The sequence below is a fragment of the Pseudomonas sp. FW306-02-D09B genome, from assembly GCF_058782685.1.
This window is the reverse complement of the sequence record NZ_JBYSXY010000007.1, coordinates 248,422-268,967: the sequence shown is the minus strand read 5'-3', so window position 1 is coordinate 268,967 and position 20,546 is coordinate 248,422. Positions and strand designations below refer to the sequence as shown.

The following is a 20,546-nucleotide window of genomic DNA, read 5'->3' as shown; positions in this document are numbered from 1 at the left end:
ACGCAGGTTTCTTTTTGGTTGGCATACATGCACCTCTTACTCATGTTATGCCCGAACACAAAATTTCTGACACCCCCGCCGTCATCGCGAGCAAGCTCGGCTCCCACAGGAGATGGGGCAGCCAGACCAGACTCAATCGTTGACCAGTTTCCCAACCCGAATCGCTTCCCGCCCCGCCACCTTCGCCTGCCAGATCCCCGGCTGCGTATACCGCCCGCGATCCAGCGCAAACAACACCCCGCTGGTCCCGGCACACACCACCGTCACCCGATCACTCAACGGATCGACCACCTCAAACAACGCATCGCCCTTCTCGACCCACTCCCCCGCCTCACGCAGAAAACTCACCACCCCGTGATGCGGTGCAAACAGATACTCCGTGCCCTCGAACGGCATCCCCTCACAGCACTCATCCGGCGCTTGCGGCCACTGCCCGGCAATAAAACCCTGCTCCGCCAGGAACCCGAGGATCGCCTCGCAATTGGCCTGAGCCTGATCAACCCGCGTGTCACCCATGCTCCCCAATTCCAGCGTCGTCGCCAGGTTGGCCGGTGGAATCGACGCCTCTGGAAACGCCTTGGCCAGCCGCAACCACGGCGACGAACAGGACTCATCGAACGAACTGCCACCGGAGTCTTCGCACAACAACGCCACACCGGCCTTCAACCGCGCCGCCAGAGACTGCCACCGCGGCCAGTGTTGCGGCAGCGCATAAAGATGAATGACCGCCTCGAAATCGCAATGCAGATCCAGGGTGATCTCAGCCTCACAGGCATGCCGCAACAGCAAACGATGCAGGGCTTCCAGCTGTGAAGCCGGAGCCGGTAACCGGTCGAGAACCTGACCCATGGTCTGACGGATCAACGCGATGTTGGCCTCGGCGTCGTTGCCCAACTGCGAACCGATCAACTCCCCCACCGGCCCGCTGAGTTCGTAGAACGCCCGGTTGAAATTCTTCCCGCTGCCGAGCTCGAAACGGCCCATGTGGGCGCTTTGCAGATGCTGGTCCAGGCCAATCGGGTTGGCCACCGGCACCAGTTCGATAACGCCGTTGAGCTGGCCCTGGGCTTCAAGTTCGGTGAGACGCTTCTTCAGCTCCCAGGCCGTGCGCATGCCCGGCAGCTCATCGGCATGCAGGCTGGCCTGAATGTAGACCTTGCGCGGACCCGCGCCAAAACGAAACACACTGAGGCTGCGCTCGGTGCCGAGGTGGCTCCAGGGCAGTTGATGGTCGATACGTAGCATGGCGGGCTCCTGTGTTGAACTCTACCTGGTGGCCTTTGCGTTTGCCTGCAGACGTCTGTAACCGGCCTTCAGAAACGCCTCGTTTTCAGTCAAGATGCCACAGGTTCCGACGGAAAAGCCGACCGTACAACCCTTCGCCACCAGAGAGCCGCGCCATGCCCGAGCAATCGACCTCGTTGAACCTGATCCAGCACCACCCCGCTGAAGGCCCGGGCGCGATTGACGATTGGGCCGAGTCCCGGGGGCTGACACTGAAGGTGTTTCGCGCGGACCTTGGTCAGCTTCCACCCGCAGGCGCTGCGCCGGTGATCATTCTGGGCGGGCCTTATGAGGCCAACGCAGGTCCGCAGTGGCTGGCAGAAGAACGCAAGTGGCTGGCGGCAAGCATCGCACAGGGCGCGCCGGTATTCGCCATTTGCCTGGGTGCGCAATTGCTGGCCCTGAACCTGGGTGGAAATGTGCGGCGAATGACCCGGACCGAAACCGGCTGGACCACGGTTACCTTCGCCGATGGGCGCGCATTGAACGTGCTTGAATGGCATGAGGACGCGATCGATCTGCCACCCCACGCCCGATTGCTGGCCAGCAGCACCCAGTGTGAGCAGCAGATGTACACCGTCGGCTCGACGCGCGTGGGATTGCAGTTTCATCCGGAATGGAACGCCGAGTCGGTAGCGCTACTCAATGCCCACTTCGGCAATGAGTCCCCCCTGCCCCGCGATCAGGACGACAGCGCCGCTTACCGCCTAGTGTTCGACTGGTTGCAGGCGACGCTGGATGAGTGGCGTGCAACCGCGTCCAGGACCTAGCAATGCCCCCTTGTGGCGAGGGAGCTTGCTCCCGCTCGAGCGCGAAGCGGTCGCAATAAAGCTGATGCGTTTATCCTGAGAGAACGCACTGGCAAGTTTACGAACGCTTCGCAGCCGAGCGGGAGCAAGCTCCCTCGCCACAAGAGCTGACTCGACCATGTGTCGTGATCAGCACTCGCATCCGATTGCAGCGCTGGCTGGCCGTTCAACCGTGTGGCTCAACTCAAAGCCTTCATCCAGCCACCCCGTCACTCCGCCGATCATTTCCTTGACCGGGTATTCCAGCGCCGCGAGCTTCACCGCAGCCTTGTTTGCGCCGTTGCAGTGCGGACCGGCGCAATACACCACGAACAGCGTGGTTTTCGGGTAAGCCGCCAGTACTTCAGCACTGATCAAGCGTCCAGGAATATTGATCGCACCCGGCACATGACCGCGCTCGAACGCCAGTGGACCCCGTACGTCCACCAGAACGAAGTCCACATCACCGGCCTGCTGGCTGCCAAAGACGTCGGAACAGTCGGTTTCAAAGGTCAGGCGATTGCTGAAATGCATCAGGGCAACGGCGGATGAGGCGGCAGGAATTTCGCGAACCAGACTGGTCATGGGTGCTCTCCAAAGCGTATGTGGGCGTGAGAGGACTGTATCCAACTCGCCGATACCGCTACAGTGGCGCACAAGACACTCACTGGGAATTTTCCGCCAAATGCACAACGAACCCGGATTAGTCGCGATTCTGGCCTACGACGGTCTCTGCACCTTCGAGTTCGGGATCGCCGTGGAGATCTTCGGGCTGGCGCGGCCAGAGTTCGACTTCCCCTGGTACGAACACCGGATCGTCGCTGTCGATCAGGGGCCGATGCGCGCCATGGGCGGCATTCAGGTATTGGCGGACGGCGGCATGGAGCTGCTGGACACCGCGCGGACCATCATCATTCCCGGTTGGCGCAGCCGCACTGAACCAGTGCCTGAAGCCCTGCTTTCGGCCCTGCGTCAGGCGCATGCCCGAGGCGCGCGGCTGCTGTCGATCTGCTCCGGGGTGTTTGTACTCGCAGCCACGGGGTTGCTCGACGGGCTGAGCGCAACAACTCACTGGCGTTATACCGAGGAACTGTCCGAACGCTTCCCGAACATTCTGGTCGACCCCGACGTGCTGTATGTCGATGCGGGGCAGTTGATCACCTCCGCCGGCAGCGCCGCCGGCATTGACGCGTGCCTGCACCTGGTGGCACGGGACTTTGGCACCCAGGTCGCCAACTCGGTGGCACGCCGGTTGGTGATGTCGCCGCAACGCACTGGCGGCCAGGCACAGTTCATTCCCGCCCCCGTCAGCCGCACTCCCCGCAGCGATCTGTCGCGCGTCATGCAATGGGCCCGCGAACGCCTGCATGAACCGCTGGGCGTACGCGAACTGGCGAGCCAGGCGGCCATGAGCGAGCGAACTTTTTTACGACGATTCAGCGAAGCCACCGGTGCCTCGCCCAAATCCTGGCTGCAACAACAACGGCTGGCACGCGCCCGGGAACTGCTGGAAAGCAGCGCACACAACACCGAGTCCATCGCGCTGCAATGTGGTTACCGTTCGGTGGAGAGTTTTCGGGTGGCGTTTCGCAGCGTGGTCGGGCTGCCGCCGTCGGTGTATCGGGAGCGGTTTGGCCGCGAAGTGAAAGCGCTGTCGATGTGAGGGGTGATTGCCAATGCACTCACCCGCAAACACAGCAATACTGCGTTTGCGGGTGATGTACAGCGCCGCGGCTTAGTGCCCGCTGCGCAGCATTTCATTCGGCACATATTTGCCGATTTCAAACTTGCCGATCGCTGCGCGGTGCACTTCGTCCGGGCCATCGGCCAGACGCAGCGTACGTTGCATGGCGTACATGTAGGCCAGCGGGAAATCGTTGGAGACACCCGCACCACCGTGGATCTGAATCGCCCGGTCGATCACCTTCAAGGCTACATTCGGCGCCACCACCTTGATCTGGGCGATTTCGCTTTTCGCCACTTTGTTGCCCACGGTGTCCATCATGTAGGCGGCTTTGAGGGTCAACAGCCGCGCCATGTCGATTTCCATCCGCGAGTCGGCGATCTTATCGATATTGCCGCCCAAGCGCGCCAACGGCTTGCCGAAGGCGGTGCGGTTGATCGAGCGCTTGCACATCAATTCCAGTGCGCGCTCCGCCATGCCGATCGAGCGCATGCAGTGGTGAATCCGGCCTGGGCCAAGGCGCCCCTGGGCGATCTCGAAGCCACGCCCCTCACCCAGCAGCACGTTTTCATAAGGTACGCGGACGTTCTCGAACAGCACTTCGGCGTGACCGTGAGGCGCGTCGTCGTAACCGAACACCGGCAGCGGACGAACGATCTTCACGCCAGGCGTATCCACCGGCACCAGGATCATCGAGTGCTGCTGGTGACGCGGTGCGTCGGGGTTGCTCAGGCCCATGAAAATCAGGATTTTGCAGCGTGGATCGCATGCACCGGAGGTCCACCACTTCTTGCCATTGATCACCCACTCGTCGCCATCACGCACTGCACGGGCGGCCATGTTGGTGGCGTCGGAGGACGCCACGTCCGGTTCAGTCATGGCGAACGCCGAGCGGATCTCGCCGCGCAGCAGCGGCTCCAGCCAGCGCTGCTTCTGTTCTTCATTGGCGTAGCGCACCAATACTTCCATGTTGCCGGTATCCGGCGCCGAGCAGTTGAACGGCTCAGGTCCGAGCAAGGAGCGGCCCATGATTTCCGCCAATGGTGCGTATTCCAGGTTGGTCAGACCGGCGCCCAGTTCGGATTCCGGCAAAAACAGGTTCCACAAGCCTTCAGCCTTGGCCTTGTTTTTCAGCTCTTCCATGATCGCCGTCGGCTGCCAGCGATCGCCTTCAGCGACCTGACGTTCGAACACCGCTTCGGCTGGATAAACGTAAGCATCCATGAACGCAGTCACGCGTTCACGCAGTTCCTGGACCTTGGGGGAATAGGCGAAATCCATGGGCAGCTACCTTTTTTGACGAGGTGTTGAAGACGTTGTTGAGGTCATGAATCGATGCTAGATCAGCGTTGATAATTTACCTAGCCTATTCTCGGCGTGTATTAACATTCATCACCGATATATGATCGACTGATCGAGCCCCCTGTTCCAATAACAAAAGCCAAGAGCGAAACGCCATGAACCTAAGCAAGGTTGACCTCAATCTTTTCATCGTCTTTGACGCGATCTACACCGAAGCCAACCTGACCCGCGCCGGGCAAATTGTCGGCATTACCCAGCCTGCGGTGTCGAACGCTCTGGCCCGCCTGCGCGAGACCTTCAACGACCCATTGTTCGTGCGTACCGCCCAGGGCATGGTGCCCACGCCCATGGCGCAAAACATCATCGGTCCGGTGCGCAACGCGCTGTCGCTGCTGCGGGTATCGGTGCAGGAAAGCCGGATTTTCAACCCGTTGCAGGCGGTCAAGACCTATCGCATCAGCATGACCGACCTCACCGAGGCGGTGATCCTGCCGCCGCTGTTCCAGCGCCTGCGACGCCTGGCGCCGACGGTGATCATCGAGAGTTTTCTGTCGAAACGCCGCGAGACCACCAAGGAACTCGCCGCTGGCCGCCTGGACTTTGCCGTCGATGCACCGCTCAACACCGATCCGCAAGTGCGTCACGTCAAGTTGATGGAAGATCGCTACGTGTGTGCCATGCGCAAGGGCCATCCGATGGCGAGCAAGGAAAAGTTCAGCCTCGACGACTACCTGTCACTGACCCATGTGCACATTTCCAGCCGCCGCAGCGGTCTCGGTTATGTCGACCTGGCCTTGGGCAAAATGGGCATCCAGCGCAAGATCGCCCTGCGCTCGCAGCATTACCTGATGGCCTCCCAGGTGTTGCAGCAAACCGACATGGTAATGACCGTGCCCGAGCGTTTTGCCCGGCGTCATGACCTGCACGCCTTTTATCTGCCGGTCAATGATGTGCCGCCGGTGGAGACCCACCTCTACTGGCACGAAAGCACCGATCAGGACCCGGCCAACCGCTGGATGCGTGAGCAGATGATCGAGTTGTGCCAGCAAGTGACGGCGCATGAGAAGAAGCTGGATAACGCGTAAGACATTAGACCGCGTCGGATCGCCGCCCGAAGCAAGCCCGCTCCCCCACTAAACTCCGTTCGAACAGCAAATCCCATGTTCAACACCGATCCAGTGTGGGAGCGGGCTTGCTCGCGAAGAGGCCGGTTATGACAATGAAGATCAACAGCCTTGACGTTCACGTCAACCTGACATTAGCTTAGCGCCATGACCTTCTTGCGAGCGCGCCCATGAGCAGCCAGACCTATAGCATTTCCGACCTCGCCCGCGAGCTCGACATCACCACTCGCGCCATTCGCTTTTACGAAGAGCAAGGCCTGCTCAGCCCCGAGCGTCGCGGCCAGGAACGTATCTATTCGCCACGCGACAAGGTCAGCCTGAAGCTGATCCTGCGTGGCAAGCGCATCGGTTTTTCCCTGGCCGAATGCCGCGAGCTGATCGAACTCTACGATCCCACCAGCGGCAATCAGAAACAGCTGCACAGCATGCTGGCGAAAATCACCGAACGCCGTGAACAGCTTGAACAGCAATTGCTGGACATCGAGCAGATGAAACTGGAACTCGACACCGCCGAAGAACGCTGTGTCCAGGCGCTGGAACAGACGATCAAGAGCCAGCAGGCTATCTGATCGTTCCCACGCTCTCATAACAACAGGTGAATTCCTTATGCCCCTCCCCACCCATGTACGCCTGATCGAAGTCGGTCCACGCGATGGTCTGCAGAACGAAGCCCAGCCCATCAGCGTTGCAGACAAGGTGCAGTTGGTCGATGCACTCAGCGCCGCTGGCCTTGGCTATATAGAAGTCGGTAGTTTCGTTTCGCCGAAATGGGTACCGCAAATGGCCGGCTCGGCCGAGGTTTTCGCGCAGATCCAGCGCAAGCCCGGGGTGACCTACGGTGCACTGGCGCCGAACCTGCGCGGGTTCGAAGACGCGGTGGCTGCCGGGGTCAAGGAAGTCGCGGTATTCGCCGCCGCGTCCGAATCCTTCTCGCAACGCAACATCAATTGCTCGATCAGCGAAAGCCTGGCGCGCTTCGTGCCGATCATGGAGGCCGCCCGGCAACGCGGGGTCAGTGTGCGCGGTTACGTGTCCTGTGTGCTCGGCTGCCCTTACGAGGGTGACGTGGCGCCCGAGCAAGTTGCCCTGGTTGCACGCGAGCTGTATGCGATGGGCTGCTACGAGGTCTCTCTTGGCGACACCATCGGTACCGGCACCGCCGGCGCAACGCGCAAGATGTTCGAGGTGGTTTCAGCCGACGTGCCACGGGACAAACTGGCCGGGCATTTCCACGACACCTACGGTCAGGCCATGGCCAACATCTATGCCAGCCTGCTGGAAGGGATTGCGGTATTCGACAGTTCTATCGCCGGCCTCGGCGGCTGCCCGTATGCCAAAGGCGCCAGCGGTAACGTTGCCACCGAAGACGTGCTGTACCTGCTCAACGGCCTGGGTATAGAGACCGGCGTCGACATGGACAAACTGATTCTGGCCGGCCAGCAGATCTGCAACGTCCTGGGCCGTCCTACCGGTTCACGCGTGGCCAAGGCCCGTAGCGCCCAGTGATGTGTCAGGGGTGTTACCGCACCCGCAACAAAACGAGTAACACGGAAACAACCTGACCGAATTTTTATGAACGATTTGTCCTACAAAATGTTAATTGCTTGATTTTAAAGGACTTTAAAAAGTTGGCATGGCTTCTGCTATCTCTATGGCATAACAAGAATAAAAAGCAGCAAACCTAATAAAAATAAGACGTAACGACTCTGACATAACAAAAACAACACGGCAGAGACGCAGCTAACAGATTTTTTTGGAGAAGGTGTGCTTTTCAGGGTGCTGCTTGCAGTAACCCGCAACCGGGCAGAGAACAATAAAACTACCTTCAGGTAGCTCCCGAACTGGTTGGATCGCTTGGCGAAAAAGCAGATCAGCGCTCAAAAAAATACGTTTGCTCTTGACCCCGGATGGGGGTCGCCCGAAACAGCGGTAAAGGGTCACGGTTGCCAAAAACAACAACAGACCGCCCCTTAATAATAAAAAAAGAGCAGGCAACGACAAATTAAAGGGGAGCTTCGGCTCCCCTTTGTGCTGTCTGGCATTTGAGTTTTGGCCGCGCATCCTGTGGGAGCGGGCTTGCTCCCACAGGACTGTCGTTAGCCTTTATTGGCTTTCAGCTCTTCGATACTGATCTCGCGCATCCGGAACTTCTGGATCTTGCCGGTCACAGTCATCGGAAAATCCTCGACGAACTTGAAGTAGCGCGGCGTCTTGAAGTGCGCGATGCGCTCCTTGCACCAGGTTTGCAGCTCTTGCTCAGTGGCGCTGTGGCCCGGGTGAAACTTGATCCAGGCAACGATCTCCTCGCCGTACTTCTCGCATGGAATACCGACGATCTGCACATCCGCCACCGCTGGATGGGTGAAGAAGAACTCTTCCAGCTCCCGCGGGTAAATATTCTCGCCACCACGAATGATCATGTCCTTGTTACGTCCGGCGATGCAGACGTAACCCTCTTCGTTCATGGTCGCCAGATCGCCAGTGTGCATCCAGCCAGCCTGATCAATTGCCTCGGCCGTGCCTTGCGGGTTGTTCCAGTAACCGAGCATCACGCTGTAACCGCGGGTGCATAGCTCGCCGATGGTCCCACGGGGCACCAGATTGCCCTCCTCATCGATGATTTTGCTTTCCAGCTGCGGCTGGGTGCGGCCAACCGTGGTGACACGCAATTCCAGGTCGTCTGACGGACCGGTCTGTAACGACACCGGACTGGTTTCCGTCATGCCGTAGGCAATCTGCACTTCGCTCATGTGCATCTCGCTGATGACCCGGCGCATGACTTCAATCGGGCACGTTGCCCCGGCCATGATCCCGGTACGCAACGTCGACAGGTCAAACTCTGCACGGCGCGGTTGATCGAGCATGGCGATGAACATGGTCGGCACACCGTACAACGCGGTGGCTTTCTCTTGCGCAACAGTGGTCAACGTCAGCAACGGGTCGAAGGCGTCGTTGGGGTAAATCATGGTGCTGCCATGGGTGATGCAACCCAAGTTGCCCATGACCATGCCGAAGCAGTGATACAGCGGCACCGGGATCACCAGGCGATCATCGGCGGTCAGCCCGAGGCTTTCGCCAACCATGTAACCGTTGTTGAGGATGTTGTAGTGACTGAGGGTCGCGCCCTTGGGAAATCCGGTGGTGCCGGAGGTGTATTGAATGTTCACCGCCTGGTCGAAATGCAGGCTGTTTTGCCGTGCCTTGAGCTGTTCAACCGGCACCCCGGCACCGAGATCCGCCAATTGCGACCACGGCAAAAAGCCTGATGGCGGTTGCGCGTCGAGGCTGATCACACCGCGCAAATCCGGCAAGCGCTCAGAGTGCAGGTGGCCAATGGATTGCTCGGCCAGTTCCGGTGCCAGGCCTTGCAGCATGGCGTGGTAATCGGAGGTCTTGAATGAACCGGCACACACCAGCCATTGGCAGCCGGACTGCTTCAGCACGTACTCGAGTTCGGAACTGCGATAAGCCGGATTGATGTTGACCAGAATCACCCCGATCTTCGCGCTGGCAAACTGGCTGATGCACCACTGCGCGCAGTTTGGCGCCCAGATGCCGAGACGGTCCCCCGTTTGCAAACCCAGCGCCAATAACGCTCTGGCGTGCAAATCGACCGCTTCGGCCAATTGCGCCCAGCTGTAGCGAAGTTGCTGATGACGCACCACCAATGCGTCACCCTGGGGATACTTCGCGACGGTGTTATCAAACGCCTGACCAATGGTCATCGCCAGCAAGGCTTTGTCCTGTGAACCACGGCTGTAGCTGTGCTGTGGGGGAGCACTGTGTTGATCCATGACGACCCCTATTGTCTTTATTTTAGGAGCGAGGCTTACCTGCGACAGGTCTGCCCCGGCGTTACTGAAAGTCCGCGCTATCGTTCATCGCGAGCAAGCTCGGCGCCTACAGAGTCGCTCAAGTTGACGTTAACGTAAAGGGTGATTGACAGCCATTCGTCACAGGCTTACGTTAACGTAAAGGTGACAGTCGATTCGGCGCGCAGTGCAGGCCGATTCTCCATTTATAAAAACAAGTTTGAAGGTGCCCCATGAGCTATCCGACCCTGAACTTTGCCCTCGGCGAAACCATCGACATGCTGCGTGACCAGGTCCGCGCCTTCGTCAGCAAAGAGATCGCCCCGCGCGCAGCACAGATCGATATCGATAACCTGTTCCCGGCTGACTTGTGGCGTAAATTCGGTGACATGGGGTTGCTGGGGATTACCGTTCCAGAAGAATACGGCGGTGCCGGTCTGGGCTATCTGGCGCACGTGGTGGCCATGGAAGAAATCAGCCGCGGCTCGGCCTCGGTCGCCCTGTCCTACGGCGCGCATTCCAACCTCTGCGTCAATCAGATCAACCGCAACGGCACCCACGAACAGAAAGCCAAATACCTGCCGAAGCTGATCAGCGGCGAGCACATCGGCGCCCTCGCCATGAGCGAGCCGAACGCCGGCTCCGACGTGGTTTCGATGAAACTGCGCGCCGACAAACGTGGCGACCACTATGTGCTCAACGGCAGCAAGACCTGGATCACCAACGGCCCGGACGCCAACACTTACGTGATCTACGCCAAGACCGACCTGGAAAAGGGCCCGCACGGGATCACCGCATTTATCGTCGAACGCGACTGGAAAGGTTTCAGCCGCAGCAACAAATTCGACAAGCTCGGCATGCGCGGCTCGAACACCTGCGAGCTGTTCTTCGATGATGTTGAAGTCCCGGAAGAAAACATCCTGGGCGTGCTCAACGGTGGCGTGAAAGTGCTGATGAGCGGCCTCGATTATGAGCGCGTGGTGCTCTCCGGCGGGCCAACCGGGATCATGCAGGCCTGCATGGACCTCATCGTTCCGTACATCCACGACCGCAAACAGTTCGGCCAAAGCATCGGCGAATTCCAGCTGATCCAGGGCAAGGTCGCCGACATGTACACCCAGCTCAACGCCAGCCGCGCCTACCTGTACGCAGTGGCTCAAGCCTGCGAGCGCGGCGAAACAACCCGCAAGGACGCTGCCGGCGTAATCCTCTACAGCGCCGAACGCGCCACGCAAATGGCCCTCGATGCGATCCAGATTCTGGGTGGCAACGGCTACATCAACGAATTCCCGGCAGGCCGTCTGCTGCGTGACGCCAAGCTGTATGAAATCGGTGCGGGCACCAGTGAGATCCGTCGCATGCTGATCGGTCGTGAACTCTTCAACGAAACCCGCTAACGGAGCTGTCCATGGCAATCCTGCACACCCAGCTCAACCCCCGTTCGGCGGAGTTCGCGGCCAACAGCGCGGCGATGCTTGCCCAGGTCGACGCCTTGCACACCCTGCTCGCTCAGGTCCGGCAAGGCGGCGGTGCCAAGGCCCAGGAACGGCATACCTCACGCGGCAAACTGCTGCCTCGTGAGCGGATCAATCGCCTGCTCGACCCCGGTTCGCCCTTTCTGGAAATCAGCCAACTGGCCGCTTACGAGGTCTACGGCGAAGATGTCCCCGCCGCCGGAGTGATCGCCGGCATCGGCCGGGTCGAAGGCGTCGAATGCATGATCGTCGCCAACGACGCGACCGTGAAAGGCGGTTCGTACTACCCGCTGACGGTAAAAAAACACCTGCGCGCCCAGACCATCGCCCAACAGAATCGCCTGCCGTGCATCTACCTGGTCGACTCCGGCGGCGCCAACCTGCCACGTCAGGATGAAGTGTTCCCGGACCGTGAGCACTTCGGGCGGATCTTCTTCAACCAGGCCAACATGAGCGCCATGGGCATCCCGCAGATCGCTGTGGTCATGGGCTCCTGCACCGCCGGTGGCGCCTATGTGCCGGCCATGGCCGATGAAGCGATCATGGTCCGTCAGCAGGCAACGATTTTCCTCGCCGGCCCGCCACTGGTGAAAGCCGCGACCGGTGAAGTGGTCAGCGCCGAAGACCTGGGCGGTGCCGATGTGCACTGCAAGATTTCCGGTGTAGCCGACCACTATGCCGACAGCGACGAACACGCGTTGGCCCTGGCTCGGCGCAGTGTTGCCAACCTCAATTGGCGCAAGCTCGGTGAACTGCAACAACTTACGCCAATCGCACCGCTCTACAGCAGCGACGAGTTGTACGGCGTGGTGTCGGCCGATGCCAAGCAACCGTTCGACGTGCGTGAAGTGATTGCGCGACTGGTGGACGGCTCAGTGTTCGACGAATTCAAGGCGCTGTTCGGTACGACGCTGGTCTGTGGTTTCGCACACCTGCACGGCTACCCGATCGCGATTCTCGCCAACAACGGCATCCTCTTCGCCGAAGCTGCGCAGAAAGGTGCGCACTTCATCGAACTGGCCTGCCAGCGCGGGATTCCATTGCTGTTCCTGCAGAACATCACCGGCTTCATGGTCGGCCAAAAGTATGAAGCTGGCGGCATTGCCAAGCACGGCGCAAAACTGGTCACCGCCGTGGCCTGCGCCAAGGTGCCGAAATTCACTGTGATCATCGGCGGCAGCTTCGGCGCCGGTAACTACGGCATGTGTGGACGGGCCTACGATCCGCGGTTCCTGTGGATGTGGCCGAACGCGCGAATCGGCGTGATGGGCGCCGAGCAAGCCGCGGGCGTGCTGGTTCAGGTCAAGCGCGAACAGGCTGAGCGCAGCGGTCATCCGTTCTCCGACGCCCAGGAAGCCGAGATCAAGCAACCGATCCTCGATCAGTACGAAGAACAGGGCCACCCCTACTATTCCAGCGCCCGGTTGTGGGACGACGGCGTCATTGACCCGGCGCAAACCCGCGACGTGCTGGCCCTGGCCTTGTCTGCATCGCTGAATGCACCTATCGAACCGAGCCGCTTCGGCGTGTTCCGGATGTGATCTGGAGAAAACCATGAGCGACTTCAATACCCTCGAACTGCTGACCGACCCGCGTGGTTTCGCCACGCTGTGGTTGAGTCGCGAGGCGAAAAACAACGCCTTCAACGCCGAAATGATCCGCGAACTGATCCTTGCGCTGGACAAGGTCCAGAGCAACCCGAGCCTGCGTTTTCTGCTGGTGCGCGGACGTGGCAAGCATTTCAGCGCTGGCGCTGACCTGGCCTGGATGCAGCAATCGGCCGAACTCGATTACCACACCAACCTTGACGACGCTCGCGAGCTGGCTGAGTTGATGTACAACCTGGCCAAGCTGAAAATCCCGACGCTGGCGGTTGTCCAGGGCGCGGCCTATGCCGGCGCTTTGGGCTTGATCAGTTGCTGCGACATGGCGATTGGTGCCGATGACGCGCAATTCTGCCTGTCGGAAGTGCGCATCGGCCTGGCGCCGGCGGTGATCAGCCCTTTCGTTGTTCAAGCCATCGGCGAACGGGCCGCGCGCCGTTATGCACTGACCGCTGAACGTTTCAGTGGCCAACGTGCCCAAGAAATCGGCCTGCTCAGCGAAAGCTATCCGGCCAGCGAACTGGAGTCGCAGGTCGAACAATGGATCAACAATCTGTTGCTCAATAGCCCACACGCCATGCGCTCAAGCAAGGAGCTGCTGCGTGAAGTCGGCAACGGTTCCTTGAACCCGGCGTTGCGCCGCTACTGTGAAAACGCGATCGCCCGAATTCGCGTCAGCCCTGAAGGCCAGGAAGGCTTGCGGGCGTTCCTGCAGAAACGTCCGCCAAGCTGGCAGCCCGAATCCACCACCAAGGAGCTGCGTTGATGAGCGCCCCTGTTCTCACCACCTTGCTGGTGGCCAACCGTGGCGAAATTGCCTGCCGAGTGATGCGTACCGCCAAGGCGCTGGGCCTGACCACCGTGGCCGTGCACAGCGCTACCGATCGCGATGCGCGGCACAGTCGCGAGGCAGACATCCGCGTCGACCTGGGTGGCAGCAAAGCCGCTGACAGCTACCTGCAAATCGACAAACTGCTCGCTGCCGCCAAGGCCAGCGGCGCTCAGGCGATTCACCCGGGTTATGGTTTTCTCTCGGAGAACGCCGGATTCGCGCGCGCCATTGAAGCCGCCGGTTTGATTTTCCTCGGCCCCCCCGCTTCGGCCATTGACGCCATGGGCAGCAAATCCGCCGCCAAAGCCTTGATGGAAACTGCGGGTGTGCCGCTGGTACCGGGTTATCACGGTGAGGCCCAGGACCTGGAAACCTTCCGCGATGCCGCCGAGCGCATCGGCTATCCGGTGCTGCTCAAGGCGACTGCCGGTGGCGGTGGTAAAGGCATGAAAGTGGTCGAGGACGTCAGCCAGCTGGCCGAAGCCCTGGCCTCAGCGCAGCGTGAAGCGCAATCTTCGTTCGGCGATTCGCGGATGCTGGTGGAAAAGTACCTGCTCAAACCACGGCATGTGGAAATCCAGGTCTTCGCTGATCAGCACGGTAACTGCCTGTACCTCAACGAACGTGATTGCTCGATTCAACGTCGTCACCAGAAAGTCGTCGAAGAGGCGCCGGCCCCCGGCCTGAGCGCGAAACTGCGCAAAGCCATGGGTGAAGCGGCAGTCCGCGCGGCGCAAGCGATCGGTTATGTCGGCGCAGGCACCGTGGAATTTCTGCTGGATTCGCGCGGTGAGTTCTTCTTCATGGAGATGAACACGCGCCTGCAGGTCGAACACCCGGTCACCGAAGCCATCACCGGTCTCGACCTGGTGGCGTGGCAGATTCGCGTCGCCCAAGGCGAGCCGCTGCCCATGACTCAGGCGCAGGTGCCATTGCTCGGCCATGCGATTGAAGTGCGTTTGTACGCCGAAGACCCGAGCAATGACTTCTTGCCGGCCACCGGACACCTGGCGCTGTACCGCGAGTCGGCCGCGGGCCCGGGTCGGCGCGTCGATAGCGGTGTCGAGGAAGGCGACAGCATTTCGCCGTTCTACGATCCGATGCTTGGCAAGCTGATCGCCTGGGGCGAGGACCGCGAACAGGCACGTTTGCGGCTGCTGAGCATGCTGGATGAGTTCGCCATTGGCGGGCTGAAGACCAACATCAACTTCCTGCGCCGAATCATCGGACACCCGGCCTTCGCTGCGGCTGAGCTGGATACAGGATTCATCCCACGTTATCAGGACCAATTGCTGCCAGCGCCAAACGAACTCAGCGATGCGTTCTGGCAAGCCGCTGCCCAAGCCTTTGCGCAAAGCCAGGCACACCACGTACGCGCCGATGACCCGGGTTCACCATGGGCCGTTGGCAGCGGTTTCCGTGCCGGGTTGCCGGCAGAAACCACGCTGCACTTAAGCTGCGAAGACCAGGATCGAGCAATCACCCTGGCCCCCGCCGACACCCGCAACGCCGAGCTCAACGGTGAGCAATTGCTGGTCGAGCATCACGGCTTGCGCCGTCAGCATCGCGCCATCCGTCAGGCTGAAACCCTGTACCTGCAATGGGAGGGTGAGCTGCGCTGCATCAAGCTTTACGACCCTATCGCCGCGGTCGAAGCCAGCCATAGTCATCAGGGCGGTCTGACCGCGCCAATGAATGGCAGCATCGTCCGTGTATTGGTAACGCCAGGGCAAACGGTCGAAACCGGTGCGCAACTGGTGGTACTGGAAGCCATGAAAATGGAGCACAGCATTCGTGCGCCCCATGCAGGCGTGGTCAAAGCCTTGTATTGCCAAGAGGGCGAGATGGTCAACGAAGGCAGTGCGCTGGTGGAGCTGGAATAATCGCGGCCTGATGACAGGTCCTACGGCGTAGGACCTGTCTGACTAGAACTTGGCAGTTGCCTGCACCACGACTCCGATAATTCGGCACTCATTGGTAAACAGGGCTTTCGGGTAAGTCGGATTCAGCGGCACGAGATACCGTTGACCGCCCTCTTCGATCAATTTGCGGAACGTCGCTTCGGCACTGTCTGGCCACTGAGCGATCACCAGTTTACCGGGCACGGCTTCAGCCGCCGGGTCGACCAGAATCAGCATGTCTTGCGCAATACTGATACCGCTCGGTGCGGTCATCGCATCGCCGACCACGACCAGCCAGAACGCCGGACCTTGGGCGTGATAATCCGATAACTCGTGACGTCCCTTGGCATAAGCAGCCGGCGCAGCCTCGCGCACCTCACTGATACCCTGCCAGTCACTGACCGGGTAACGGAAGTACGGGTTGTACTTTTGCGCCAGCGACACCTCGTAATCGCCCTCTTGCGGCTCGTCACTCGCAAGCTCGGGTTCCCTGATCACCAGGGCGACTTCGAGAAACCCCAGCCCCAACTCCCGAAGCACCCGGTTCATATCCTCGAGGCTGGGCTGGCGACGCTTGTTCAGCCAATGGCCGATGCCGCCCTGAGACATTGCGAGACGCTCTGCGAGCTTTTCCTGAGTGATTTTGAGCTCACTCATCTTGGCCTTGACCAACTCAATCCATTTATCCATGGGCGGAACAATACTTCGCGTAGTCGGACCCTCAACACACACATTGTAGTATTTAATTTTTCGTCATGAATACAGTTTGTACTAGGATTCGAATTACCCAATCGCCCCACCCACGGAGCATTACCCACCATGGACATCACCCGCAAAGACACGGCCGAACAAGAGATCGACGCGAACTTCACCTCGCTCAAGGGCTGTGCAGCAGCCCAACGCGCCCTGGACTATTACTTGAAACCAACTGTTTCAGAATTCGAAGTCGCGGAGCGATTCTTCGATGTAAACCGTAACATCAGCAGCGAAGAAGCTCTGGTCCATGCATCGGACTTGCTGCGCTGTGCGGCCGCGACCGCTTATGAGTCGGCAGACAACCTGCATGGCGCAAGCCGCGATCTGGCATTTTCAGTCGTACACATGATCGACATGGCCAAGGCCATGGTGGACAGGTCCCTGGACGGTGACCAGAAAGGATGAACAGGAAAACACGATTAGAAAACGCTGCGATCTGACTCACGCCACAGACGTTTTGGGCAGCCACAGGAAAAATTCTTCCTATAAGGCAGGTGAAAACATTTGACTTGCAAATGATAATGATTATTATTGCATGCAGCTGGTCGCGAGATCAGTCGATAGACCAAGAGACCTTAGGTCGGACTCCTGGAATATCTCCTCATCAGGCTAATCACGGTTTTTGACCCGGCTTTTTGCCGGGTCTTTTTTTTGCCAGTTATTCTGGCTATGGCTTCAGGCTAATGAAGTCGGGTGCTGCTGAATTCGATGGCGCGGATGATATCAAAAGAGCATCTTTTTGCAACAGACCGCTCAAGCACGGGCTTTAGGGCGCCAAAAATAGCACTTGAGAATCAATCGCATAAACACTAAGCTGCGGCTGCGTCAAGGACGACGCCCCCATTTTATCCCCGCGCAAATTGCCCTCGGCTTTCCCACCCTTGCGTGTAAAGTAACAGCCATAAAAATCATACTCAGGAATAGATTATGACCGTGGCCCACCGCTCCTTTGAGATCACCGCCAACTTCGACAGCGGCAACATCGAGGTGCTGGACATCAGCAATCCGCTACAGGCCTTGCTGGCCATCAAACCCGATACCCGCAGTCAGCATTTCCAGTGGTTTCACTTCAAGGCCAGTGGTCTGCACGTCGGCCAGGAACATTGGTTTCGACTGAACAACGCCAGTAAATCCTCCTATCACAAGGCATGGGACGGTTACCAGGCGGTGGCCTCGTATGACCACGTCAACTGGTTCCGTGTGCCGACGATCTTTGAAGGCGACTGCCTGCGCTTCAGCCTCGAAGCCACCGAGACTCACGCCTGGTTCGCCTACTTTGAACCCTATAGCCGCGGACGCCACGATTGGCTGATCGACCAGGCGTTGAGCAAGGCTGGCACCGAACTGCTGGCCACCGGCAAAAGCGTCGAAGGTCGGGATATTCAATTGTTGCGCAAAGGCAGCGGCGCCGAGGGCCAGCGCAAGATCTGGATCATTGCCCAGCAGCATCCTGGCGAACACATGGCCGAGTGGTTCATGGAAGGTGTCATCGAACGTCTGCAACAGCACAATGATCCTGAGTTGAACAAACTGCTGGCCAGTGCCGATTTGTATCTGGTACCAAACATGAACCCGGACGGCGCTTTCCATGGTCACTTGCGGACCAACGCCATGGGCAAGGACCTCAACCGCGCCTGGCAGAGCGCGAGCCAGGACGCCAGCCCGGAAGTACTCTTCGTTCAACAGCAAATGGAGAAGTACGGTGTCGACCTGTTCCTCGATATCCACGGTGATGAAGAAATCCCCTACGTGTTCACTGCTGGCTGCGAAGGCAACCCAAGCTACACGCCGCGCATTGCAAAACTCGAAGAGCACTTTCGCAGTCATTTGAAACACCTGACCCGCGACTTCCAGACCACCCACGGCTACACCCGTGACCTCCCGGGCAAGGCCAACATGACCCTGGCCTGCAACAGCGTCGGTGAGAAGTTCGATTGCCTGTCGTTGACGCTGGAGATGCCATTCAAGGACAACAACGACGCACCGAATGCCCGCACCGGCTGGTCGGGCAAGCGTTCGATGCAGTTAGGCAAGGATGTGCTGTCGACGATTGCGGAGATGGTCGGCACCCTGCGTTGATGCCTCTCAATGGCTGCGTGCCGGTACGGCGTGCAGCCATTTTTCACTCGACGGCGCTGTTCCATGGCTGGGCGCGGGGATCAACGCTGTGGCGCTGATCTATTGGCTGCTGACGCTGAAAAGCGGCGCACCTGAGCGATGCGCCGTGCCAGCCAATCAGTGATCCTTGCTGTGCAACATGCTTTGCAACACCCCGTCACGACGCACCCAGCCATGGAACAACGCCGCTGCCAGGTGCGACAGAACGGTCAGAAACAGCAGGTACGCCAGATAACCGTGGGCCCTGCGTAGAAAGGCAAACAGCAACGCATTCGCCGGCACAATCGCGGGCAATTGCCACGAACTGCCGAGCATCACCGGGTCCCCTGCTGCCGATATCATCGCCCAGCCCAGCAACGGCAAGATCAGCATCAATGCGTAAAGCAGCCCATGCGATGCCTTGGCCGCCAATGCCTGCCAGCCCGGCAAGTCTGTCGGCAACGGCGGCTGGCGAGTCGAGAAACGTACAAACAGACGCACGATCACCAACAGCAGAATCGCCACGCCTAACGGTTTGTGCAGGTGGATCAGCCATTCATGGCGTTCGGAGACTGACGCGACCATGCCGGCACCGATAAACAGCATGGCGACGACCATCACCGCCATCAGCCAATGCAGCAGCCGCGCCAGCGGAGTGAAATGATGAGGGTGCGCGCTCATTGTGGCGACTCCTGTTTGGCGGTGGGTAACTGGTCGACTTGAGCGGTTCGACGCAGGTAAGAACGGGCATAAGCTGCCGAACGTGCGGCCAGCAACGGGTCATCGGAACCCTCGATACCGCTCGGCAAGACCAGCGGGTCGTAATTGATGTCGCGGCATTCGCCATCGTTCTGTGCCTGGGCGCTTTCCAGCACCAGCGTCCCGGCGTTCAGGACCTTGCGCTCACCCAGCCAGGCCTTGCTGGCGTCGTTGGTCGGGTCAGTAGCATTGGCCAGCGTCATATTCAGTTGCCAACGCAACGACCCGCTCTTCAAGCGCTGGAGCAAATCCTTTTCAAGAAAGTCCGCACCTTCAGGGGCACTGGCGCCGACCGCATCACGCGCCACGGGGACCACGCTCCAGCGCACTGCCTGACGCCGACCCGCGGCGTTGACCAGATAAAAAGCGTTGATGCCGTTGTAGGTCTCGGTCACGTAACTGGCCGATGGCTTGGCGCTCTTGATCCATTGCAGGAACGGCGCGGTTTCCGGGTGTGTGGCAAAAAATGCCGGGACGCTGGCAGGATTGGGTTTGCCGGTGGCCGGATCGGGTGTCTGGGCCTGTTGTAGCTGATAGAACGCCTCAGGCGTGCCCACCGGGAACACCGGCATGCTGTTCATTCCCGTGCGCCATTGCTGGCCATTGGCCTGCTTGAAGCGCAACGCCAGGCTGCGGATCGGTACGCTGCTGTCCGGCGCGTAGGGATTGCCGCTGGGCAACGCAAAACGCCCGACAACCGGCGTTCGCGCCGCGCTGAAGACCTGGGCGGTTGAATACGGGCGCGCCTCGCTGGTGCTTTCAAAATACCCGGCCACGCACACGCCCTTGGCGTGATTGCGCCGAAAGCCCGGGTGTACCCCATTGTTTTTCTCCAGCACGTCGACCAGCGCTTTTGGTGTCAGACGCTGTGGGTCAAACGTGCCATTGACGTAGGCAAAAGCCCCGGCCAGGGCAGCGACTACTGCGCCGATACCGGCCAGGCGCAAAGCCAGGCTCATGCGGCTCAAGGGGATTTTGTCTGGCCGTGGCGGCGGTGAACGATCAACCATGTGAACATCTCCAGGGCCGTGGGCCACCGGTGGAAAGGATCAATCAGACGAAGCCCGCAGAGGTTTATTCCCTGACCCGGTGTTTATTTTTCCACTGCTGGAATAACCTCCACTGCCG

At 59.7% G+C, this 20,546-nt stretch carries 18 protein-coding genes; 11 read left to right on the top strand and 7 right to left on the bottom strand.

Annotation, left to right across the window (positions count from 1 at the left end):
- Positions 1 to 132: 132 nt before the first annotated feature.
- On the bottom strand, positions 133 to 1,245 hold the full coding sequence (locus tag AC3WK5_RS14870) for a succinylglutamate desuccinylase/aspartoacylase family protein (RefSeq protein WP_103316184.1): 1,113 nt from the start codon (positions 1,243 to 1,245) through the stop codon (positions 133 to 135).
- A 155-nt stretch (positions 1,246 to 1,400) separates the two neighbouring features.
- On the opposite strand from AC3WK5_RS14870, the gene AC3WK5_RS14865 reads away from it, so the two are divergent.
- Positions 1,401 to 2,054, top strand: a complete 654-nt coding sequence (locus AC3WK5_RS14865) for a type 1 glutamine amidotransferase (protein ID WP_103316183.1) — start codon at positions 1,401 to 1,403, stop codon at positions 2,052 to 2,054.
- A gap of 168 nt (positions 2,055 to 2,222) precedes the next feature.
- Here AC3WK5_RS14865 and AC3WK5_RS14860 read toward each other — a convergent pair whose 3' ends face one another.
- On the bottom strand, positions 2,223 to 2,657 hold the full coding sequence (locus AC3WK5_RS14860; protein WP_103316182.1) for a rhodanese-like domain-containing protein: 435 nt from the start codon (positions 2,655 to 2,657) through the stop codon (positions 2,223 to 2,225).
- 100 nt (positions 2,658 to 2,757) lie between these two features.
- Here AC3WK5_RS14860 and ftrA point away from each other — a divergent pair, with 100 nt between their 5' ends.
- A complete protein-coding gene (ftrA, locus tag AC3WK5_RS14855; RefSeq protein ID WP_103316181.1) occupies positions 2,758 to 3,735 on the top strand; it encodes a transcriptional regulator FtrA in 978 nt (325 codons plus the stop codon).
- 72 nt (positions 3,736 to 3,807) lie between these two features.
- Here ftrA and AC3WK5_RS14850 read toward each other — a convergent pair whose 3' ends face one another.
- A complete protein-coding gene (locus tag AC3WK5_RS14850; RefSeq protein WP_054596576.1) occupies positions 3,808 to 5,037 on the bottom strand; it encodes an acyl-CoA dehydrogenase in 1,230 nt (409 codons plus the stop codon).
- Between the two features lie 176 nt (positions 5,038 to 5,213).
- On the opposite strand from AC3WK5_RS14850, the gene AC3WK5_RS14845 reads away from it, so the two are divergent.
- From AC3WK5_RS14845 to AC3WK5_RS14835, 3 genes are all read left to right on the top strand, one after another.
- Entirely contained in the window at positions 5,214 to 6,143 is a 930-nt protein-coding gene (locus AC3WK5_RS14845) for a LysR family transcriptional regulator (RefSeq protein WP_103316180.1), read from the top strand.
- A gap of 209 nt (positions 6,144 to 6,352) precedes the next feature.
- The gene (locus AC3WK5_RS14840; protein WP_103316179.1) at positions 6,353 to 6,751 is read left to right on the top strand and encodes a MerR family transcriptional regulator; all 399 of its coding nucleotides are present in this window, start codon (positions 6,353 to 6,355) and stop codon (positions 6,749 to 6,751) included.
- A gap of 37 nt (positions 6,752 to 6,788) precedes the next feature.
- Positions 6,789 to 7,688 carry a hydroxymethylglutaryl-CoA lyase gene (locus AC3WK5_RS14835; protein WP_103316178.1) on the top strand — a complete coding sequence of 300 codons (900 nt, stop codon included), beginning with the start codon at positions 6,789 to 6,791 and terminating at the stop codon, positions 7,686 to 7,688.
- Between the two features lie 590 nt (positions 7,689 to 8,278).
- On the opposite strand, the gene AC3WK5_RS14830 is transcribed toward AC3WK5_RS14835, so the two are convergent.
- A complete protein-coding gene (locus AC3WK5_RS14830) occupies positions 8,279 to 9,976 on the bottom strand; it encodes an AMP-binding protein (protein WP_103316177.1) in 1,698 nt (565 codons plus the stop codon).
- Between the two features lie 251 nt (positions 9,977 to 10,227).
- On the opposite strand from AC3WK5_RS14830, the gene AC3WK5_RS14825 reads away from it, so the two are divergent.
- From AC3WK5_RS14825 to AC3WK5_RS14810, 4 genes are read left to right on the top strand one after another with little or no spacing between them, the layout of a single operon-like run.
- Complete coding sequence (locus tag AC3WK5_RS14825; protein ID WP_054596570.1) at positions 10,228 to 11,391, top strand: isovaleryl-CoA dehydrogenase; 1,164 nt, start codon at positions 10,228 to 10,230, stop codon at positions 11,389 to 11,391.
- 11 nt (positions 11,392 to 11,402) lie between these two features.
- Positions 11,403 to 13,010 carry a carboxyl transferase domain-containing protein gene (locus tag AC3WK5_RS14820; RefSeq protein WP_103316176.1) on the top strand — a complete coding sequence of 536 codons (1,608 nt, stop codon included), beginning with the start codon at positions 11,403 to 11,405 and terminating at the stop codon, positions 13,008 to 13,010.
- Between the two features lie 13 nt (positions 13,011 to 13,023).
- Entirely contained in the window at positions 13,024 to 13,839 is an 816-nt protein-coding gene (locus AC3WK5_RS14815; protein ID WP_103316175.1) for a gamma-carboxygeranoyl-CoA hydratase, read from the top strand.
- Positions 13,839 to 15,788 carry an acetyl/propionyl/methylcrotonyl-CoA carboxylase subunit alpha gene (locus AC3WK5_RS14810; protein WP_103316174.1) on the top strand — a complete coding sequence of 650 codons (1,950 nt, stop codon included), beginning with the start codon at positions 13,839 to 13,841 and terminating at the stop codon, positions 15,786 to 15,788. Before AC3WK5_RS14815 ends, AC3WK5_RS14810 begins: the two co-directional genes overlap by 1 nt.
- A 42-nt stretch (positions 15,789 to 15,830) precedes the next feature.
- Here AC3WK5_RS14810 and AC3WK5_RS14805 read toward each other — a convergent pair whose 3' ends face one another.
- A complete protein-coding gene (locus AC3WK5_RS14805; RefSeq protein WP_103316173.1) occupies positions 15,831 to 16,496 on the bottom strand; it encodes a LexA family protein in 666 nt (221 codons plus the stop codon).
- A 129-nt stretch (positions 16,497 to 16,625) separates the two neighbouring features.
- Between AC3WK5_RS14805 and AC3WK5_RS14800 the strand changes: the two genes are divergently transcribed.
- Entirely contained in the window at positions 16,626 to 16,967 is a 342-nt protein-coding gene (locus AC3WK5_RS14800) for a DUF6124 family protein (protein WP_054596565.1), read from the top strand.
- A gap of 522 nt (positions 16,968 to 17,489) precedes the next feature.
- Complete coding sequence (locus AC3WK5_RS14795; protein WP_103316172.1) at positions 17,490 to 18,641, top strand: M14 family metallopeptidase; 1,152 nt, start codon at positions 17,490 to 17,492, stop codon at positions 18,639 to 18,641.
- A gap of 156 nt (positions 18,642 to 18,797) precedes the next feature.
- Here AC3WK5_RS14795 and AC3WK5_RS14790 read toward each other — a convergent pair whose 3' ends face one another.
- Together AC3WK5_RS14790 and AC3WK5_RS14785 are read right to left on the bottom strand one after the other, a co-directional pair.
- Positions 18,798 to 19,340 carry a cytochrome b gene (locus AC3WK5_RS14790; protein ID WP_054596563.1) on the bottom strand — a complete coding sequence of 181 codons (543 nt, stop codon included), beginning with the start codon at positions 19,338 to 19,340 and terminating at the stop codon, positions 18,798 to 18,800.
- Positions 19,337 to 20,428, bottom strand: coding sequence for a catalase family peroxidase (locus AC3WK5_RS14785; protein WP_103316170.1), 1,092 nt, complete (start codon positions 20,426 to 20,428; stop codon positions 19,337 to 19,339). The genes AC3WK5_RS14790 and AC3WK5_RS14785 overlap by 4 nt, the downstream gene beginning before the upstream one ends.
- Between the last annotated feature and the right edge of the window lie 118 nt (positions 20,429 to 20,546).

What these genes read in the sequence shown, in the direction of transcription:
- AC3WK5_RS14870 (WP_103316184.1), bottom strand. Translation starts at nt 1,245, where the DNA reads ATGCTACGTATCGACCATCAACTGCCCTGGAGCCACCTCGGCACCGAG.
- AC3WK5_RS14865 (WP_103316183.1), top strand. Translation starts at nt 1,401, where the DNA reads ATGCCCGAGCAATCGACCTCGTTGAACCTGATCCAGCACCACCCCGCT.
- AC3WK5_RS14860 (WP_103316182.1), bottom strand. Translation starts at nt 2,657, where the DNA reads ATGACCAGTCTGGTTCGCGAAATTCCTGCCGCCTCATCCGCCGTTGCC.
- ftrA (WP_103316181.1), top strand. Translation starts at nt 2,758, where the DNA reads ATGCACAACGAACCCGGATTAGTCGCGATTCTGGCCTACGACGGTCTC.
- AC3WK5_RS14850 (WP_054596576.1), bottom strand. Translation starts at nt 5,037, where the DNA reads ATGGATTTCGCCTATTCCCCCAAGGTCCAGGAACTGCGTGAACGCGTG.
- AC3WK5_RS14845 (WP_103316180.1), top strand. Translation starts at nt 5,214, where the DNA reads ATGAACCTAAGCAAGGTTGACCTCAATCTTTTCATCGTCTTTGACGCG.
- AC3WK5_RS14840 (WP_103316179.1), top strand. Translation starts at nt 6,353, where the DNA reads ATGAGCAGCCAGACCTATAGCATTTCCGACCTCGCCCGCGAGCTCGAC.
- AC3WK5_RS14835 (WP_103316178.1), top strand. Translation starts at nt 6,789, where the DNA reads ATGCCCCTCCCCACCCATGTACGCCTGATCGAAGTCGGTCCACGCGAT.
- AC3WK5_RS14830 (WP_103316177.1), bottom strand. Translation starts at nt 9,976, where the DNA reads ATGGATCAACACAGTGCTCCCCCACAGCACAGCTACAGCCGTGGTTCA.
- AC3WK5_RS14825 (WP_054596570.1), top strand. Translation starts at nt 10,228, where the DNA reads ATGAGCTATCCGACCCTGAACTTTGCCCTCGGCGAAACCATCGACATG.
- AC3WK5_RS14820 (WP_103316176.1), top strand. Translation starts at nt 11,403, where the DNA reads ATGGCAATCCTGCACACCCAGCTCAACCCCCGTTCGGCGGAGTTCGCG.
- AC3WK5_RS14815 (WP_103316175.1), top strand. Translation starts at nt 13,024, where the DNA reads ATGAGCGACTTCAATACCCTCGAACTGCTGACCGACCCGCGTGGTTTC.
- AC3WK5_RS14810 (WP_103316174.1), top strand. Translation starts at nt 13,839, where the DNA reads ATGAGCGCCCCTGTTCTCACCACCTTGCTGGTGGCCAACCGTGGCGAA.
- AC3WK5_RS14805 (WP_103316173.1), bottom strand. Translation starts at nt 16,496, where the DNA reads ATGGATAAATGGATTGAGTTGGTCAAGGCCAAGATGAGTGAGCTCAAA.
- AC3WK5_RS14800 (WP_054596565.1), top strand. Translation starts at nt 16,626, where the DNA reads ATGGACATCACCCGCAAAGACACGGCCGAACAAGAGATCGACGCGAAC.
- AC3WK5_RS14795 (WP_103316172.1), top strand. Translation starts at nt 17,490, where the DNA reads ATGACCGTGGCCCACCGCTCCTTTGAGATCACCGCCAACTTCGACAGC.
- AC3WK5_RS14790 (WP_054596563.1), bottom strand. Translation starts at nt 19,340, where the DNA reads ATGAGCGCGCACCCTCATCATTTCACTCCGCTGGCGCGGCTGCTGCAT.
- AC3WK5_RS14785 (WP_103316170.1), bottom strand. Translation starts at nt 20,428, where the DNA reads ATGGTTGATCGTTCACCGCCGCCACGGCCAGACAAAATCCCCTTGAGC.